The sequence below is a fragment of the Streptosporangium sp. NPDC006013 genome, from assembly GCF_040614275.1.
Taxonomy (GTDB): domain Bacteria; phylum Actinomycetota; class Actinomycetes; order Streptosporangiales; family Streptosporangiaceae; genus Streptosporangium.
In genome coordinates this window covers 21,150-37,463 of record NZ_JBEXUE010000034.1, presented here as the reverse complement: position 1 = coordinate 37,463, position 16,314 = coordinate 21,150, and the positions used below count along the sequence as shown (strand labels likewise).

The following is a 16,314-nucleotide window of genomic DNA, read 5'->3' as shown; positions in this document are numbered from 1 at the left end:
GGGGGGGGGGGGGCCCCCGGCCCGCCCGCGTCACGCACCGCGTTTCACCTTCACGCGGTACGTCTTGGACGGCACGGCGGCCCCGGACCGGGGAAGGGATGGGGCCGTCGTGCCCGCTCATCAGAAGTGGCCGATAGTGGCCGAGCCGGAGGTGAGCGCCCAGCGGTGCAGGAGCGCGGTCGTCTCGGCCTCGCGCATCTGCGTCTTCAGGCCCTCGATGGTCCGGTCACAGATGATGAGCGGTTCCGGGGTGGGCCAGGTGGCGATGGCGTGGAAGAGTCGGCTGCCGGTGCCGTACAGCACGGCCCAGCCTGGCCAGGTGATCTCCAGCATCGCGGCCTCGGCGCGGGCCTCGTGGTCCCAGGTGTAGTACGGGACCGGGGCGGCGGTCCGACCGTCGCGGTGACGGCCCCGGGCGGCGGCCAGGCAGCGGCGGATCATGCGATCACCCGCCCGGCCTGCTCCCGCTCCGGCATCTCCCGCTCTCGCCTCTCCTGTTCCCGAGTTTCCTGCTCTCGCGTCTCCTGCTCCGGCTCCTTCGAGGCAGGAGCCTCTGGTGTCTCCTGTTCGCGGGCCGCCTGCTCCTCCGCCTCGCGGGCGAAGGTCTCCTGCCGGTCGGTCTCGGCCCGCAGCGCCTCCAGGCTGTCGCCGTCGACGGTTCGTTCGGCCCCGGCGTGGGTGGCCACCTTGGAGAAGGGCCGCTCCCGGCTGGCCCACAGCCGTCCGGCGTCGCTGAGGATCAGCCGCCAGCCGGGAATCGTCGTCTTGGGAATCGTCGTCTCGGGGCTGGTGGGCTCCGGGTGGGTGGAACTACCATCTCTCACTGGTTGGACCTCGATCCGATCAAGGGCCCGTCCGGTCGTTGGTAGCGGTGGGCGGGCCTGCTTCATGAAGCGGGGAAGGATCTGGAGGGGTTCGCCGTACCGGCCGGGCGGCCGACACGAAGACGGAGTGACCGCCGAGCGGTTCAGTGCGCAGGTGGTTCTTCGCCTCGGACGGGACGCGAGACGGCGCCTGCATCCGAGCCGGGACGGCCTGGTGGGAGCGGGCGCCGGACGCGGACGACAGCGCCTCCGCCGAGGCGGCGACGCTGGTAGGGACGGCTCGACGGCCGGGCTCCGCTCAAGACGGCGCTGAGCGGAGATCGGCACGACTGCCTCGGCGGACCGCTGAGCGGGGACCATCCCGGCCGGGGCCGCGGGGACGGGCCGCTCGAAGCACGGCAGGGAACGGTCTCCGGTACGACGGACCCGCAGCCGGATGTCCAACAGGTCACCGGAGGGCTGGGCGTACTCGTGATCGGCGGGCCGATCGGGACAGCCATGCGCGTAAGGGGCATGGCCACAGACGGCACACCCCATCGGCATCGGCGGGGCATCGGCGAAACAACCGCAGCAGCTCTTCTCCAGCCGGTTGAGCACCGGAACGCCAGGGTTGGTCACGGGCCGGAGAACCTTCCTGATCAATGGCCTGTCCGGTGTTCCAGCGTCGGCCAGGCCTGTCGTAGAGTGTCGTATGACACTTGACGCTAGAGGGTGCCAAGGCTGGCCGTCAAGGAAATGGCCTACGACACTTTGGGTATGGTGATGTACGTGCACATGGATTCGGATTCGCCCGCACGGCGTATAGCGACCGATCTGCGGGCTGACATCGCTTCAGGGCGCCTGCTACCGGGTGAAAAACTGCCTTCCGTCCGAGATCTCGCCGAGCGCTACGAGGTATCCCGCACCACCGCGGGCAAGGCGTTGATCCTGCTCAAGACGGAGGGGCTGGTGACCACCCGACACGGCTCCGGCGCCTACGTGCGCGAGTCGCACCCGATCCGGCGGCTTGGCCCAGAGCGGTACGCGCGCCACCGCTGGGAACAGACCACTGTCCAGGCATTCGCCACCGAGGTCCCGGAGAGCGACGCCACTCAGCAACAAGGGCACCAGACGCAGGAAGTGTCCTTGGTCGCCGCTGACGAGTCCGTCGCCGCCGCGCTCGGCGTCGAGGCCGGGGCGCCGGTGTACGAGCGGGCTCGTGTCGTGACCCGCGAGGGCAACCCCACCCATACGATGACCTCGTACTATCGCCCGGCTGACGTCGAGGGGACGCCCCTGGTCGACCCCTCGCCGGGAATCGCCGGACAGGGCGGCGGGTTTCGGGTGCTGGCCGACAAGGGGCTCTCCCCGTGCGAGATCACCGAAGATCTCCGCGCTCGGATGCCGACCGCTGACGAGACCCTGCTCCTCGACCTTCCACCCGGCGAACCCGTCGTCGAGCTGTGTCGCGTCACCCGTACGGCCGACGGCCACGTGGTCGAATACGCCCGAGGTGTACACGCGGCGAGCCGGTTCGTCTGGTCCTACACCTTCGCCATCCCCAGCTGAGCGGGGACGGCTTCAACTAGATTTTTCGCCGGAACAACCAGAGCCGATCCCCCGAGGAATCCGCGGCGTTTCTTGTCGCGGTAAGGAGTGAACATGATCGCCCCTGACCTATCTGGTGCCGAGTTCCACAAGTCCAGCCTCAGCGGCGGCGGCGACAACTGCGTGGAGGTGGCCACCAACCTGCCTTGCCTCATCGCCGTCCGCGACAGCAAGGACCCATCCGGCCCAATGCTGACCTTCTCCCCGACGGCCTGGCACAACTTCCTCACGGGCATCCGCAGCGAAGAAATCTGACCGAACGCAAGTGCCGTATTGAATCTGAAAGCTCGACGTTACCTGTGATCATGTCTCTGACCTGGGAGGGCAGATGTGTTACGGGTAATGCCAACCTCTGGTCACCAGTAGCCTCGGAACGGCGGTTGGAAGCTCATCCTCATCGCGAGCCGGTAGCCGGTCAGAGGAAGAAGATCACCAGAATGGTGAGGCCGAGGCTCAATGCCACGAAGCGGAGCGTTCTCGGGCTTCGGCTGGCCTCGCGGCGAGAGGAGAGCACCAGTACGGTGATCACGGCCAGCGCCGTCAGGAGATGCAAGCCGTACCACCAGGGAGTGGGCAGCTTTTCCAGGACGGTTCCGGTGAGCAGGTCGTCGGCGGAGCCGTAGCCGGCCAGACCGCCGAGCAGGACCAGACCCAGGGCCGCGAGGGCGTAACGGAATCGGCCGAGCAGGATCCAGACGACGGTTCCCAGGACGAGCAGGACCGAGGAGCTGTGGTGCAGGTGCCGGATGAGCAGGCCGCCACGCACCTCGGAGCTGATCTTCAGGATCGAGTCGTAGGCCGCGCTCACTGGGACACCCCGCAGCGGCTCGTAGAAGCCGCTGTAGGGGACCATCTGGTTGCTCGGTGTGTAGAAGAAGGCCAGGAAGCCGCCGGTGAGCAGGATGACGACGAAACAGTAGATCAGCATCTCGCCCACCAACTGCCGCACTCGCTCCATTCGGCGCATTTCACCACAACGGCTCGGCGCTGTCTGGGTTTCTGGTCAATTCCAGGAGTACGACACCCCTGGCCTTCATCCTCGACGTGCTCCGCGCGGTGCCCCTGAACCAGCAGGTACTGGTGATCAAAGTGGGCGTTACCCAGAGGATTCCTGTCAGTGCAGGTCAGAGGCATGATTACGTGTCACGTTGAGCTTTCAGATTCAGTAACAGCCCAAAAAGCGACGTACCGGACCTAAAAGCTCGACGTGACACGCGAGCATGCCTCCGCCCCACAGCGATAGGCGCCTCCGGGTGGTGATCGCCTTTGTGGGTGATGTGACGTCTTCCTGTTGTCCGAATCAGAGCGGGTTTTGGTGATCTCCCCATCCGGTCGGTGGTTGGTCCCGTACAGTTGCTCACGCTCGTTTGTGTGGTTCTTCCACGCAACCGAGGGTAGAACCCGTGTGGAAAGGAGGTCAGTGCGCCGATGTTGCTGAATTTCCGCATGGCCAACCACCGATCGCTCCGTGACGAGCAACAGTTGTCACTGACGCCCAGCTACCGTGCCGACGGTCCGGTTGATGTCGACCGGGAGACCGTCCCGGTGATCGGAATCTTCGGCCCCAATGCCTCTGGTAAGTCCAACGTCATCGACGCGCTGGTCTATATGCGAAACCTGGTACGAGGCTCTCTCAAAGAGAGCGAGCCAGGCACCGGCATCCGGCGGTACCCCTTCGCGCTGGATCCGGCCAGCCGTGAAGAACCGTCCACATATGTGGTGGATCTCTTCCTCGAAGGGGTCAGACACACTTACGGTTTTTCGGTAGACGACGTGCAGGTGACCGAAGAGTGGATGTACAGCTATCCGCAGAAGCGGAAGCGCGTGATTTTCCATCGGCAGTTCGAAGATTACTCATATGGAGATCACTCTCCGGAGTCCATGCGACGAGTGCAGGAGATCACGGAGTCCAACGTGCTCTTCATGTCGGTCGCGGCGAGGTCTAAGCAGGATCTGGTCAGGGCGGTTTACGACTGGTTCACGAGTGTCCTGGATCGTAAAGCTGCGATGATGCGCCATCTTCGCAGTTCGGCTTTCAGCGCGGATTTTCTCGACCGCTCCGGTCATCTTGATCGACTGACGTCACTGCTGCGGGCCGCGGACACCGGAATCGAGTCGGCCGAGATAATCGAAGAGACGGCTGAGGAGTTCGCCGAGCGCTCCGCTCGCCCGGGAGGGGCCGAGAGATACCCATCTCAGCGACGCAAGGACATATTCTTCCAGCATCGGGGAGAAGGAGGCACCTTCGCTCTGGGATTGAGAGACCAATCTCTTGGGACGCAGGCTCTCTATGAAATAGGAATACCGGTCTTCAGGTCGCTCGACCGAGGGAGTCTTCTCATCGTGGACGAACTCGACTCAAGCCTGCATCCATACCTGTCGGCCCAGCTGGTCAAGCTGTTTCGGGAACCGGAGACCAACCCGCTGGGAGCCCAGCTCATCTTCACCAGCCACGATGCCACACTGCTCGGCCGGGTCCAGGGCGAGGAAGTGCTCCATCGAGACCATGTCTGGTTCACCGAGAAAGACGAATGTGGCGCGACGGAGCTGTTCCCTTTGTCTGATTTCAAACCACGTAAGGACGAGAACCGGGAGCGGAGATACCTGACCGGCCGCTACGGTGCTGTCCCGATTGTCAATGACGAGCTTTTCGCTGCTGCGCTTTCAAGGCGCGGAGAGGTAGGCGATGTCCCCCCGGACGGCCAAACCGGTGAAGATCAGCACTGAAACCCGAATGGGGCGGAACAGACGCAACCCGAGGGAAGAGCGCTCCAGTTTCCTGATCTTGTGTGAAGGGCCCACCGAGAAAGGCTACTTCACTGGTATGCGGTCGCGTCGCGGTCCTCAGCTCGATGTGGACATACCCAAAGGGGATCACATCTCCGCGGTACGCGAAGCGGTCAGCCGGGTGTCGGCCGAATACGATGCCGTCTGGTGTGTCCTGGACACAGAGCTGGACAAAATGCTCACAGCTTCGATGCTGCGTGCAGCACAGGGAAGTTCGGTCGAACTCGGACTCTCTACGCCGTCCTTTGAATTCTGGCTGATCCTTCATCATGCCAAATACACCAAGCCGTTTCAGTCAGCCGACGACGCCAAGAAAATGCTGAAGAAGATCAGCCCTTTCTGGAGCGAGGGCAACACTAGATTTTCTGACTTCGCAGACAAGGTTGATTCCGCGTATGCCAGAGCACAGCAGATCAGCCCTGACGGGAAGAATCCGATGCTGAATCCTTCGACCAGCGTCTGGCGATTGGTCGCGAGCATTCAAGGCCGACCCGAAGCGATCGGGCGGTCCACCGGCGCGGGTAGGTCCTGAAAGAACGCTGGGTGCCGTCAGCAGGCTTGGGTCCCGGCTCATGCGGTTGATTTAGCCGCTGCCGATACCCCACCCCTCGAACTGTAGGTCGAACACATATCCCATGCGTCGAACATGTGATCCAAAATTTCTGGACCAGAGCTCCAGTCGAGGTTACGATCTTGCTGTTCGCCGGCCGTGTCGATCGGCCGGCTCTCCACGCTGACGGGGCGCGAAGACGCCCCATGACTGGACGGGAGATCGCCCTTGAGGCGTGCACTGATCGCGTTGGGGATCGGTTTGAGCGTGTTGGGTTCCACCGTCGTCACCGGGCCGGCACAGGCCGCGAGTGTGGTGGTGGTCCCGTTGGCTCCCACTGTGACGGCGGCTCAGCAGGTCGCGAGGTTCTGGCTCGCCGACGGGGCCGCCAACCTGAAGAACGCCACGCCGTACGCCGTGCGGACCGCGGTCGCCGGGGAACGCCTGTCCACGGACATCGTCCCGGACGGCCCCCCGGTTTCCATCCCGCCAGTGGAGGAGCCTGCCTCGCCGGAGGGGGGAATGCCCACGACCTCGGGCAAGGTGTTCTTCATCGGCAGCGACCTCCAGCCGCACTGGTGCACCGGCACGTCCGTGCAGTCGAAATACCGGAACCTCGTCGCGACGGCAGGTCACTGCCTGTTGGACGTCGAGGCCCCGGCCGGCGCGCTCGCCAAGTGGGTCTTCGTCCCCGACTACTCCGAGGGCACGACCCCGTTCGGCCTGTACGTCGGGAAGCAGGGCCTCATTCACCATGACTTCGACGACATCCGGGACTACGACCGCGACCTCGCCTTCGTCACCGTGTACAACGGCGTCGTCCTCTCTTCTCCGGACGTGCTGACCGATACCGGGAGGCTGGCCGACAACGTCGGCGGCCAGGGGGTCGCGTTCAACCAGCCGCTCGCGCCCACGGTCGACGTCTTCGGCTACCCCGCCGGCCCCAACCCCGACGGCAGCCGGCCCTACCCGGGCGAGAGCCTCGAACGGTCGACCGGATCGACGTTCGCGATGGAGGTCACGGGCCTCCCTGCGGACCGGCCCATCGGGGTGGACTCCCCGTTCACCGGTGAAGGCTCTCTCGGTTCCTCGTGGCTGACCCAGTACACGAACGACACCCACACCGGCTATCTCAACGGCATCACGATCAGCGTTTCCGACACCGATGGCGACAACCGGTACGACACCGGCGTCTCACCGTACTTCGACCGTGAGTTGCTCATGGTCTACCAGAAGGCCGCCAACCTCTGGACCGGCACCATCCGCTCCTCCATCACTTAGCCGGCTCCCGTTCCCGCCGCGTCCGCCCAGAGGGCGGGCGCGGTGCCATGCCAACTGGTGGTGACGACCACTGACTCCGCCGCTTCACCCAGGAGGCCACAGCGTGCAGGGGGTGGCCAAGCTCCTGAAGTGCTATTGGCGGCCCCCTCAACATGTATCCAGGTAAGGCAGCTCAGGGATGTGGACATCCCACTCGGGGCGGGACAGCGCCCCATCCTTGGCGCAGATCGCCGCGGCGGCGGCATCAGGGGCGACGGTGATCTCCAGCAGCCTTCCATCCTGATGGGAGATGAGCAGCGCCGTCCGGTTGAATGCCACGGTGGCGACGAGGTCGGAGGTGAGTTCGACCCTGGAACCGATCTGCCGGTGCCCCTGCCACTCCCACAGCATGACGTCCTTGTCGGAGACGGACGCGAACATGTCGCCCGGCGGGTAGGGCACGAGAGCGGAGACGGCCATCGTGTGCGCGACCTGCGGCGGGGCGAGTTGCTCGTGCAACCCCCCGGTCCAGAACGTCACACGACCGGACGCGTCACCGGTCGCGGCCGCGTTCCGCGACAGGATCATCTCTCCCCGAGCGCGGGCGTCGGCCTGGTACGGCGACACCTTCCCGGTGACGAGGTCCAGCACTGCTCCCGCGGTTCCGGGCGACCGGCGCGTATCGGTGAGGAAGGATCCCTCGCGGGCCAGCAATCGCCGTCCGTCGGGCAGGAAGGTCACACCCGCGGCGTCCATCCCGATGCTCCTGAGCCACGTCCGGCTCCCGACGTCCCACAGTTCGAGTTCTCCGACGTCGTCCTGGCTTTCGAAGAAGGAGCTCACCGCCACGGTCCTTCCCTCGGGGGAGAACACCAGATCGCGTACTCCGTCCGCCGACTGACGCCTCACGGTGAAGTCGCCTGTGCGGGCCCTCGTCGCGACGTCCCAGAACGTCACCACGGTCGACTGGGCGTGGATGAGCGCCAGCGTGCGTCCGTCGGGGCTGAACACCGGCGAGTACGGCCCCGCCCCGGGAAGAGATGGGTCCCTCGAAAGGGGCGGGTCATCCGGCTGGATCGCGGCGCCGAGGGGTTTCCGGGTGGCGACGTCCCAGATCTTGACCTCCCAGTCCTCCTGCTTGCCGGCCGCCACGGCCAGTAAGCGGCCGTCGGGGCTGAAGCGCCGCTCGTCGTTGTTTCCCGGGGCGAACGTGCCGAGCGCGGTGGTGTGCGCTGAGAGATCGTACGTTTGCACCGTCCCGGACGGGTCCGCCACTCGGAGGAGGTGCCCGTCGTGGGAGATCCGATGAAGCGGAGCCAGTGTCCCCGGGGGGAGCGAGAGGCTCGCCAGCAGCATGCCATCGGACATGCCCTTGCGTATGCTCCACAGGTTCACCCGATCCTCGGTGTCCGTCCCGGTGAGGAAACGGCCGTCGCCGCTGAACTCCAGCCGTTCGGCAGGCGCGTACATGGGTGCCTCGGTCGCCTCCTTGCCGGTCGAGATGTCGAACAGCAGGACGCCGTCCTCGCGGGCGGAGACGGCGAGCAGCCGGCCATCCGGGCTGAACGCGCCGGTGGTGGCATTGGCCGGCAACCAGGGTGCGTCGACGCGTTTGCCACGCACAAGGTCCCACAGCTCAAGGCGACGGGCAGACCGCGAACCACCGGTGGCTGCGGCGTCCGAGTCGGATGTCTCCTCCGCGATCAGATCCCGAGCCCGGGGAGGGATCACCAACGCGAGCCGGTCGTCCGGACTGATGTGAACGACTTCTTCGGACAGTACCCGGGTGTGCCTCTCGACGTCCCACGTCTCCGTGGCGTCCACTCCCGAGATGGTCAGGAAACGGCCACTGGGGCTGAACCACATGTCGGGCAGGTCCGGATCCTGCCAGGAGATGAGGGGTGAGCCGCTCGGCGCCGGGCCGTGGACCGACCACAGCCACACCCCGGAGAGGTCCGCCACCGCCACGGTGCGCGTTCCGGGTCTGAACGCGAGAGCCATGACCTCCCGCTCCCAGCGCATGTCGGCGACCTGCTTCTTCCGGGCAAGGTCGTGGATGCGAAGGGTGCCCGGCTCGCCCGTCCGGCCGGGCGTGTAGGACGCCAGTTCGGCTCCGTCGGAGCTCAGCGTGTACAGCGACCCCGCGGTGCCGTATGGGTCGGTGAAGGCGTCGACCATCGGGCTCGCCATCGAGTCGACCAGCTCTCCCCTGGCCTCGGAGACAGGGGAGATCCGCCACGCCGCGGCGCTCAGCCGGCGGGCCAGCCCCGGATCGGTCAGGCGCAGGGTTGCGGCGCGTTGCGCCACCAGCCGGGCCGTCGTCTCCTCCAGCCGCCCCCGGGCGAGGTCGGCCTGCCGTACGGCGTCCACCGACGCGGCCACGGAGACGATCAGCAGCACGGCCAGGGCGGCCACGATGCCGGACCGCAGGCGCGAGGCACGCCGGGCACGGGCCGCGCTCGCCCGGAGGAAGTCGTTCTCCAGGGGCGTGAGATCGCCACGATGTTCCGACTCGGCGAGCAGTTTCTCGGCGACGGTCAGGCGCGCGCCCCGATACAGGACGCCGGCGTCGTGGCCGTGCTCGGCCCAGGCCGCGGCCGCTTGGGACAGCTGCCGGTGCGCGCGCAGACGATCGCGACCCTCGTCGACCCAGCCCCGCAACCGTGGCCACGCCCCGATGAGGGCCTCGTGGGCCACCTCCACGGTGTCCTGATGAAGCGTCAGCAGCCGGGCGCCGGCCAGTAGCTCGATGACGAGTCCCGTGTCGACGTCTCCCAGAGGATCCAGTTCCGCGCGGGAGACCGGACGGCGGGTGTCCTCGGCCTGCTCTCCAGGGTTGATCAGCCGGAGCAGGACGCGCCTGGCGATTCTGGCCTGGACCGGGGAGAGGCGCCCGTACAGCTCCTCGGCGGTGTGACCGGTCGCCCCCTGCACCCTGCCCACGCTCTCGTAGGCATCGAGCGTCAGCATCTTGCCCCGGCGGCGCCGCCAGGTCTCACGCAGCGCGTGCGACATCAGCGGCAGCGCGCCGGGCTCGTCGGCGACGTCAGCGATGATCGCCGCGGTCAGCGCGCGTTCGACCGTGAGGCCGTCGGCCATGGCCGGCCGCACGATCGCCTCCCGTAACTCGTCCCTGGTCATGGCCCCGACCAGCAGGCCGGCGTCGCGCAGGGATTCGGCGAGCTCGCGGTGCTCGCCGCAGCGCCCGTAGAAATCGGCCCGGACGGCTATGATCACCCGCAGTGCGCTTGCCGGACGCCGTGCACCGACGAGCATGTCCACGAACTCCGCACGCTCGCGCCGGTCGCGACAGAGCGCGAACACCTCCTCGAACTGGTCCACCACCACTACCAGTGATCCGCCGGCGGACTCGTCGGCGAGCAGCCGGTCGGCGTGCCGCATCGGGTGGTCGCCCGGGGTGATGACCACCACCTTCGGCGGTGGGAACGACGACGCCCGCAGGGCCGGCGCGACCCCGGCCCGCAGCAAGGAGGACTTGCCGCTGCCGGACGGCCCGAAAACCGCCACGAAACGGCGCAGTTCCAGCAGGTCCACTACTTCCCGAACCAGCCGTTCGCGCCCGAAGAAACGGGCCGCGTCCTCGGCGTCATAGGAGGCCAGGCCCAGGTAAGACGCCACAGCCCCATCGTCGTCTCGCATTTCACGCGCCAGTTCCGCGGTCACGCCGCGCCAGCGGGTTTCCCATTCCGCCAGGTCGCCACCGCACGCTTCCACGTAGGCGAGGACGATCTGCAGCGAGGCCAGGCGTTCGCCGGCGGCCGCTTGGGACAGGGTGGTGACCGAATAACCCACGCGCCGCGCCATGTCCCGGTAGGTGATGCCACCGGCCTCCTGGCGAAGTTTCCGCAGCGCGTAGGCGAAGCCCGGAACAGGTCCATCCGCGGGATCCAGCGGTCTTTCGCGACGACCCACTGTTCAGGCGCTCCACCCACTGGACGACAAAGGTCGCTAGAGAAATCGAAACTACATAATCGTCCGCACTGGCGCGACTTTCTCGGCCGATTTCCCGCGGGGGTAGCATCTGGCCGGCCTGCCCGAGACGCGACGTCCGACGGGCAGGCCGATGGGCGCATGCATGGGTACGCGGGCGCCGCGTCTTGACGCAGGCGGTACCCACCGGGTCCACATGCCGCTGGTCGGCGAGGTCGTCGATCGCCCCCTCGATCTGTTTGTTTGGGGCTCTGAACAGGGCTGCCAAACAAATAGGCGCCGCATAACTTCAGGCCTCGAAGGCCGTCGGACAACAGCGAGTGCGGTACAGACCCGCGTTTCGCCCGATGGCGCATCGGCCGGCAGCAGAGTGCCGCCGGCGAGACCAGAGGAAGGGCGGCAAGCATGAACATGCGTCAAAAAGCAGGACTGGCCCTGGCCGCAAGTGCTGCGGTCATGACCTTGGCCAGTACGGCGCCGGCCCATGCGGCCCCCGTGACGCGCTCCGCGCACGTCATGGTCGTGCAGACGGCATCGGAGAACCTCGCTCCCACGCTAGGAGCGGTCACTCCGGCAACCGTGGCAGCGGCGAAGAAGTTCTCATGCAGCCGGGTGAAGGGCTGGAAGCAGCGGCTGGCCTGCCACGCCGTGATGAAGGCGGGCGGCGCGTGGGTGTGGTCGAAGCTGGAGAAGGCGGCGAGGGGGGGATGGGTCCGCTACTCCGCAGCGTTCAACGCGCTCCCCAGGGTCTTCAGGGCCTTGCTCTGGAACCACAAGAGGTACTTCTATTGCCTCTTCTCGCCCTGGTGCTGACAGGGTTCCCCAGGCTCAACGGTCCCCGGATCCGCACAGCAAGCCGTTCCCCCGTGCCGTCCGCCGAGACGGCACGGGCCCCTGTGACCGCGTCCGCGGATCGTCGTCCCAAGTTCCGAACACCGTTCTCGTAGAGAGCCGACACCAGGAGACAGTCCCCATGCTCAGCACACTGAAAATTTCCACTGCCGTCGTCGTCGCTTCGGCGGCCCTCGCCCTGACGCCTGCGGGCGTGGCCGGCGCGGCACCGCCGACGACCGCCGGTGCGGGGTCGGCGTCCGCGTCGGCCGGCACCGCTCCGTCCTGCGTCAAGCGCCAATTGATCATCCGTCAGGGAGTCATGCTGACGAACAAGTGCGGCAGGACGATGAGGGTGAAGGTGCTCGTCAAGCGAGGCAAGGACAGCTGGTGCTTCACCATGAAGAACAACCAGCGGAGATTCTGGGCGTTCGTCCCCCAAGCCGCGTTCGCGAAGTACGAAAGGACCGTCACCTGCTGAAAGCGGCTCCCTGCGGGATCCCTACCCGCCGGTAGCGGCACCGGCCCATCACCTGCCCTCGCCGCGCTCTTCGAACATGACCGGCCCCCAGGCCCGGATGCTCATACACCGCATCCGCGGACGCGCCCGGAATCAGACGGGTGAGGAGGACGCGTCCAGCACGAGCATGATGTGCTCGTGTTCGCCATACCGGACCGTCTCGGTGCGCCGGAAGCCGCATTTCTCCAGTAGTCGTACCGAACCGGTGTTCCCACTGAAGGGGTCGGCGTAGAGCGGGCGGGTCCGCTCCTGTCGCAGGTGGAGCGTCACCGCCCGGGTGCCGATGCCCCGGCCCCAGTATCGCCGGCCGAACACGTATCCGATGAAGCGCATGTCCCCCTCCGACCAGGACACGACATTGCCGGCCACCTCGCCGTCCACGGTGACCGTCCGCACCAGGTTCGTGGGGTCTCCCAGGACCCTGGTGGCCCAGTGGGTCATGAAGCGTTCCCGCTCCCGGGGGACGAACTTCGACCGCCGGACCGTCTCGGGGTCGTGCTCGTGCTCGAAGAACAGCTCCAGATCGGCCTCTTCGACATCCCTCAGCCGCACATCGTCGCTCATGCCGAGCGAGTCTGGCACCGGGGAGTGACAATTCCGGCGCACCGGGGGCCGTACCGCCGAAAGACCTCGGCGACCGCCCCGAGGTGGGGGCCAGGGGGCAGGGCCCCGGGACGTCGTCGTCCCGGGGCCCCTGAACCGGTGCCGGCCGTCAGTCGGCCTGCGCCGCCACGGGGGTCGCGACCCCGGGCGCCGCGGGTTGCGCCGTTTCCCTCCCGGGCTTGATGACCATGCCGATCACGAACGTGATCAGGCAGCAGACCCCCATCAGGGCGAACACCTTGAAGTAGGCCGCCTCGGTTCCGAACGTGGTCCCCGGCACGGTGGCGGAGGCGAGCAGCACGGCCCCGACCGAGGTGGCGACGCCCTGGAAGGCGGTGCGGGTGACGACGTTGACGCCGGTCGCCTCGCTGGTGTTCTCGGCGGGGACCGCCTCGACCACCAGGTTGGGCAGCGCGGTGTAGACGAACGCCGTCGAGATGCCGAGGACGAGGGTGCTCGCGACCAGGCCGACGACGCTCTTGTGCAGCACCGCGAGCATCACGACGCCCGCCACACCGACGGCCGCGCCGATCATCAGTGACAGCCGGGCCCCCGCGGCCGCCGAGACACGCCCGCTGACCGGGGTGAGCACGAAGCCGATGATGGAGGTGGAGAAGGCCAACATCCCCGCGACGCTCGGGCTCAGCCCGAGACCCACCGGTGCCGCCTCCGGCGTCTGCATCATCAGCGGGAAGAGGAACCCGCTGATACCGAGCGGACCGAGCGCGAGGACCGCGGTGGCGAGCATCGTCAGGGCGAGCTTGTGCTGGAAGAACAGCCGGATATTGATCATGGGATCGTCGACCCTGAGCTCCCACCACGCCCAGACCGCGAGTATCGCCAGCCCGACCAGGATGAAACCAAGCGTCCTGGCGTCTCCCCAGCTCCAGCTACGGGACTGGGTGACCCCGAACAGCACCAGCGCGATGGCGGGGGCGAAGAGGACACCACCCACATAGTCGATCTTCTGTACTCGTGCGACGACGGTCGAGGGTCGCAGGACCAGACAGGCCGCGGCGGCGATGAGCGCCAGGGCGGCGGCGAAGACGAAGATGAGGTGCCAGTCCGCCAGGTCGAGCAGCAGGCCGGAGACGAGGTTGCCCGACGCTCCGGCGATGAGCGCCGCACCCGCGATGACCGCGACCGCGACCGGCACCCGCTTGGCCGGCAGCATCTCGCGGGCGAGGCCGAAGCAGAGCGGCAGGATCGCCCCGGCGGCTCCCTGGATCGCCCGGCCGACGATCACGCCGGTCAGCGTGCCGGTGGAGAGGCTGATCAGCGACCCCACCGCCGAGAGCAGCAGCACGATGATCAGGAGCTTCCGCCGCCCGTAGACGTCACCGAGACGGCCGCACAGCGCGGCGGACGCGGCCGCGACGAGGAGGAACGCCGTCACGCTCCAGCTGACGTCCGCGGCGTTGCTCTGGAACGCCGTGATGAACCGGGGCAGGGCGTTGTAGACCATGGTCGTCTCGAAGGCGCTGACGATCTCGGCGATGAGCAGCACCGTGATGACGACCGGAATCGATCGAGGTGGCAGGTTGGCGGCTGACGTACCGGAGGGTGATGACATTCTTGTTTCTCCTCGCATCCGGGAGCACTGCGGCGGGGGGTGGGGAGTGCGGAGGCGAAGCCGGTCAGGTTTCCTCTTCAGCCTCGCGAGGCTCGCGGGACAGGGGCCGGCTGGGGCGCGGCCGGAAGTAGGGCAGGTGCAGTCCGGGGCTCACCTCGTGGAAGTCGACCTCGACCGGCATCCCGGCGGTGATCTCCTCGGGTGCGATTCCGATCAGGTCCGTGACCATCTGGTAGCCCTCGTCCAGGTCGACGATGGCGGGCGCGTAGGGCGGGGTGAAGGCGGCGGTGACCGGCCGGTGCACGACCGTCCAGCTGTAGAGGGTGCCGTGGCCCGAGCTCTCCTCCCAGCCGAGGTCGGTTCCCAGGCACTCGCGGCAGACCTCGACCGGCGGGAAGTTGATCGACCGGCAGGCCGCGCAGCGCTGGAAGGTCAGCGTTCCCTCCGCGCAGCGGTTCCAGAACGGGGCGCTCAGCTCGGTGGGCTCGGCGTGCGGCAGCTCACCGTGCTGGGGAGCCAGGGGTGTGCTCATGATGCCTCCGTGCCGAGCAGAACGACCGAGTTGAACAGGGCTCCGGCTCCGGCGCCGCTGCACAGCGCCACCTCGGCTCCGGGTACCTGCAGCGGTCCCGCCTCGCCACGGAGCTGCTGGACACCGCGGATGACGCGCTGGAACATCTGCGGTGACCCGCCCGCGTGGCTGAACGACATCGTTCCTCCGTCCGTGGTGACCGGGTGGCTGCCGGTGATGGCGATGTGCCCGTCCTCGACGAACGGACCGCCCTCGCCCGGCTCGCAGAAGCCGAACGCCTCCAGCTGGCGGATGATCTCGAATGAGAACGGGTCGTACAGTTCGAGGACGTCGACGTCGGAACGGTCCAGGCCGGCGTGCCGGAACGCCCGGTCCGCCGCCCGCCCGCCGATCCGGCCGTTGACCGGGCCGCCGCGACGGCCGGCCAGGTCCCAGCTGGGCGGGAACTGGTAGGCGGGGCCGTAGTAGTCCGCGCCGCCGCCCAGCACGTGGACGGGCTTGGCAGGGAGGTCGGCCAGCCGGTCGGCGGCGACCAGGACCAGCGCGCACCCGCCCTCGGAGGTCATCGAGCAGTCCAGCAGGTGGAACGGGTCGGCGATCATCCGGGAGGCGAGGATGTCCTCGGGCTTGAACGGGCCGCGCCCGGAGTACACCGCCTCGGGATTGTGGTGACCGTTGTTGCGGATGGTCGCGGCGACCATGGCCAGTTGCTCGGGGGTCGTCCCGTAGGTCGTCATGTGCCGCCGGGCGATCAGGGCGAACTCCGCGGCGGTGAAGAGGCCCCAGGGCGCCACGAACTCGTTCTCCGGCCGGGTCCACGGCGCGGTCGCGTCCCGGTCGACGTACACCCCGGCCGCGGCCGCGACGATGAGGACGACGTCGGCCTGACCTCCCTCGATCGCGTTGGCCGCCTCGACGACGGCGTCGAGGCCGAATCCCCGTCCCTGCCAGGCGGGTCCGAGTCGCAGGTCGTAGATGAGCGCGGAGGAATCCCCCTCCGTGATCACCCCGTCGACGTCGGCGAGCGTGAGCCCGGCGTCACGCAGGGCGCCCAGGGCGGCCGACGCGATCAGCTTCCGGGTCGTCCAGTTCTCCAGGCGTCGCGCCTGCGGGGTGTTGAACACCCCGGCGATCGCCGCGCGGCCGGCGGTCACCGGCTCATCCTCCGCGCCAGGGTTCCGACTCGTTGTCTCACATGCATGTACAACCACCCCAGGAAGTGATTCCCACCACAAAACTATGGACCTATTAGATTCAGCGTTCCTCACTACGTCAAGGGGTGCGACTGTGCGAACT

15 protein-coding genes are annotated in these 16,314 nt (G+C 67.3%); 7 read left to right on the top strand and 8 right to left on the bottom strand.

Going from position 1 to position 16,314, the window contains the following annotated elements; all coding sequences use genetic code 11:
- Positions 1-120 precede the first annotated feature (120 nt).
- A complete protein-coding gene (locus tag ABZ260_RS08235) occupies positions 121-441 on the bottom strand; it encodes a hypothetical protein (RefSeq protein WP_355614272.1) in 321 nt (106 codons plus the stop codon).
- The gene (locus tag ABZ260_RS08230) at positions 438-824 is read right to left on the bottom strand and encodes a hypothetical protein (protein WP_355614269.1); all 387 of its coding nucleotides are present in this window, start codon (positions 822-824) and stop codon (positions 438-440) included. Before ABZ260_RS08230 ends, ABZ260_RS08235 begins: the two co-directional genes overlap by 4 nt.
- 735 nt (positions 825-1,559) lie before the next feature.
- On the opposite strand from ABZ260_RS08230, the gene ABZ260_RS08225 reads away from it, so the two are divergent.
- Entirely contained in the window at positions 1,560-2,372 is an 813-nt protein-coding gene (locus tag ABZ260_RS08225; protein WP_355614266.1) for a GntR family transcriptional regulator, read from the top strand.
- A 93-nt stretch (positions 2,373-2,465) separates the two neighbouring features.
- Positions 2,466-2,666, top strand: coding sequence for a DUF397 domain-containing protein (locus tag ABZ260_RS08220; RefSeq protein WP_355614263.1), 201 nt, complete (start codon positions 2,466-2,468; stop codon positions 2,664-2,666).
- 160 nt (positions 2,667-2,826) lie between these two features.
- Here ABZ260_RS08220 and ABZ260_RS08215 read toward each other — a convergent pair whose 3' ends face one another.
- A complete protein-coding gene (locus ABZ260_RS08215; protein WP_355614260.1) occupies positions 2,827-3,369 on the bottom strand; it encodes a hypothetical protein in 543 nt (180 codons plus the stop codon).
- A 470-nt stretch (positions 3,370-3,839) separates the two neighbouring features.
- Here ABZ260_RS08215 and ABZ260_RS08210 point away from each other — a divergent pair, with 470 nt between their 5' ends.
- The 3 genes from ABZ260_RS08210 to ABZ260_RS08200 all read left to right on the top strand — a co-directional run bounded on the left by ABZ260_RS08210 (position 3,840) and on the right by ABZ260_RS08200 (position 7,029).
- A complete protein-coding gene (locus tag ABZ260_RS08210; RefSeq protein ID WP_355614257.1) occupies positions 3,840-5,138 on the top strand; it encodes an ATP-binding protein in 1,299 nt (432 codons plus the stop codon).
- Complete coding sequence (locus ABZ260_RS08205; RefSeq protein ID WP_355614254.1) at positions 5,122-5,730, top strand: RloB family protein; 609 nt, start codon at positions 5,122-5,124, stop codon at positions 5,728-5,730. The genes ABZ260_RS08210 and ABZ260_RS08205 overlap by 17 nt, the downstream gene beginning before the upstream one ends.
- 285 nt (positions 5,731-6,015) lie before the next feature.
- Positions 6,016-7,029, top strand: coding sequence for a hypothetical protein (locus ABZ260_RS08200; RefSeq protein WP_355614275.1), 1,014 nt, complete (start codon positions 6,016-6,018; stop codon positions 7,027-7,029).
- A 147-nt stretch (positions 7,030-7,176) separates the two neighbouring features.
- Here the strand turns inward: ABZ260_RS08200 and ABZ260_RS08195 are convergent, their stop codons facing one another.
- Complete coding sequence (locus tag ABZ260_RS08195; RefSeq protein ID WP_355614251.1) at positions 7,177-10,941, bottom strand: helix-turn-helix domain-containing protein; 3,765 nt, start codon at positions 10,939-10,941, stop codon at positions 7,177-7,179.
- 423 nt (positions 10,942-11,364) lie between these two features.
- Between ABZ260_RS08195 and ABZ260_RS08190 the strand changes: the two genes are divergently transcribed.
- Together ABZ260_RS08190 and ABZ260_RS08185 are read left to right on the top strand one after the other, a co-directional pair.
- Complete coding sequence (locus ABZ260_RS08190; RefSeq protein ID WP_355614248.1) at positions 11,365-11,772, top strand: hypothetical protein; 408 nt, start codon at positions 11,365-11,367, stop codon at positions 11,770-11,772.
- 160 nt (positions 11,773-11,932) lie between these two features.
- Positions 11,933-12,271: a hypothetical protein gene (locus ABZ260_RS08185; RefSeq protein WP_355614245.1), complete on the top strand. Its 339-nt coding sequence runs from the start codon at positions 11,933-11,935 to the stop codon at positions 12,269-12,271.
- 132 nt (positions 12,272-12,403) lie between these two features.
- On the opposite strand, the gene ABZ260_RS08180 is transcribed toward ABZ260_RS08185, so the two are convergent.
- From ABZ260_RS08180 to ABZ260_RS08165, 4 genes are all read right to left on the bottom strand, one after another.
- Positions 12,404-12,874 carry a GNAT family N-acetyltransferase gene (locus tag ABZ260_RS08180; protein ID WP_355614242.1) on the bottom strand — a complete coding sequence of 157 codons (471 nt, stop codon included), beginning with the start codon at positions 12,872-12,874 and terminating at the stop codon, positions 12,404-12,406.
- Between the two features lie 148 nt (positions 12,875-13,022).
- On the bottom strand, positions 13,023-14,486 hold the full coding sequence (locus ABZ260_RS08175) for an MFS transporter (RefSeq protein ID WP_355614239.1): 1,464 nt from the start codon (positions 14,484-14,486) through the stop codon (positions 13,023-13,025).
- 64 nt (positions 14,487-14,550) lie between these two features.
- Complete coding sequence (locus ABZ260_RS08170; RefSeq protein ID WP_355614236.1) at positions 14,551-15,018, bottom strand: OB-fold domain-containing protein; 468 nt, start codon at positions 15,016-15,018, stop codon at positions 14,551-14,553.
- Positions 15,015-16,172 (bottom strand): thiolase family protein, encoded by a 1,158-nt coding sequence (locus ABZ260_RS08165; protein WP_355614233.1) that lies wholly within the window; start codon positions 16,170-16,172, stop codon positions 15,015-15,017. Before ABZ260_RS08165 ends, ABZ260_RS08170 begins: the two co-directional genes overlap by 4 nt.
- Positions 16,173-16,314 lie beyond the last annotated feature (142 nt).

Excerpts from the sequence above, each read along its gene's own strand:
- ABZ260_RS08175 (WP_355614239.1), bottom strand. The coding sequence starts at position 14,486 with ATGTCATCACCCTCCGGTACGTCAGCCGCCAACCTGCCACCTCGATCG.
- ABZ260_RS08235 (WP_355614272.1), bottom strand. The coding sequence starts at position 441 with ATGATCCGCCGCTGCCTGGCCGCCGCCCGGGGCCGTCACCGCGACGGT.
- ABZ260_RS08220 (WP_355614263.1), top strand. The coding sequence starts at position 2,466 with ATGATCGCCCCTGACCTATCTGGTGCCGAGTTCCACAAGTCCAGCCTC.
- ABZ260_RS08170 (WP_355614236.1), bottom strand. The coding sequence starts at position 15,018 with ATGAGCACACCCCTGGCTCCCCAGCACGGTGAGCTGCCGCACGCCGAG.
- ABZ260_RS08225 (WP_355614266.1), top strand. The coding sequence starts at position 1,560 with ATGGCCTACGACACTTTGGGTATGGTGATGTACGTGCACATGGATTCG.
- ABZ260_RS08215 (WP_355614260.1), bottom strand. The coding sequence starts at position 3,369 with ATGGAGCGAGTGCGGCAGTTGGTGGGCGAGATGCTGATCTACTGTTTC.
- ABZ260_RS08180 (WP_355614242.1), bottom strand. The coding sequence starts at position 12,874 with ATGAGCGACGATGTGCGGCTGAGGGATGTCGAAGAGGCCGATCTGGAG.
- ABZ260_RS08190 (WP_355614248.1), top strand. The coding sequence starts at position 11,365 with ATGAACATGCGTCAAAAAGCAGGACTGGCCCTGGCCGCAAGTGCTGCG.
- ABZ260_RS08185 (WP_355614245.1), top strand. The coding sequence starts at position 11,933 with ATGCTCAGCACACTGAAAATTTCCACTGCCGTCGTCGTCGCTTCGGCG.
- ABZ260_RS08210 (WP_355614257.1), top strand. The coding sequence starts at position 3,840 with ATGTTGCTGAATTTCCGCATGGCCAACCACCGATCGCTCCGTGACGAG.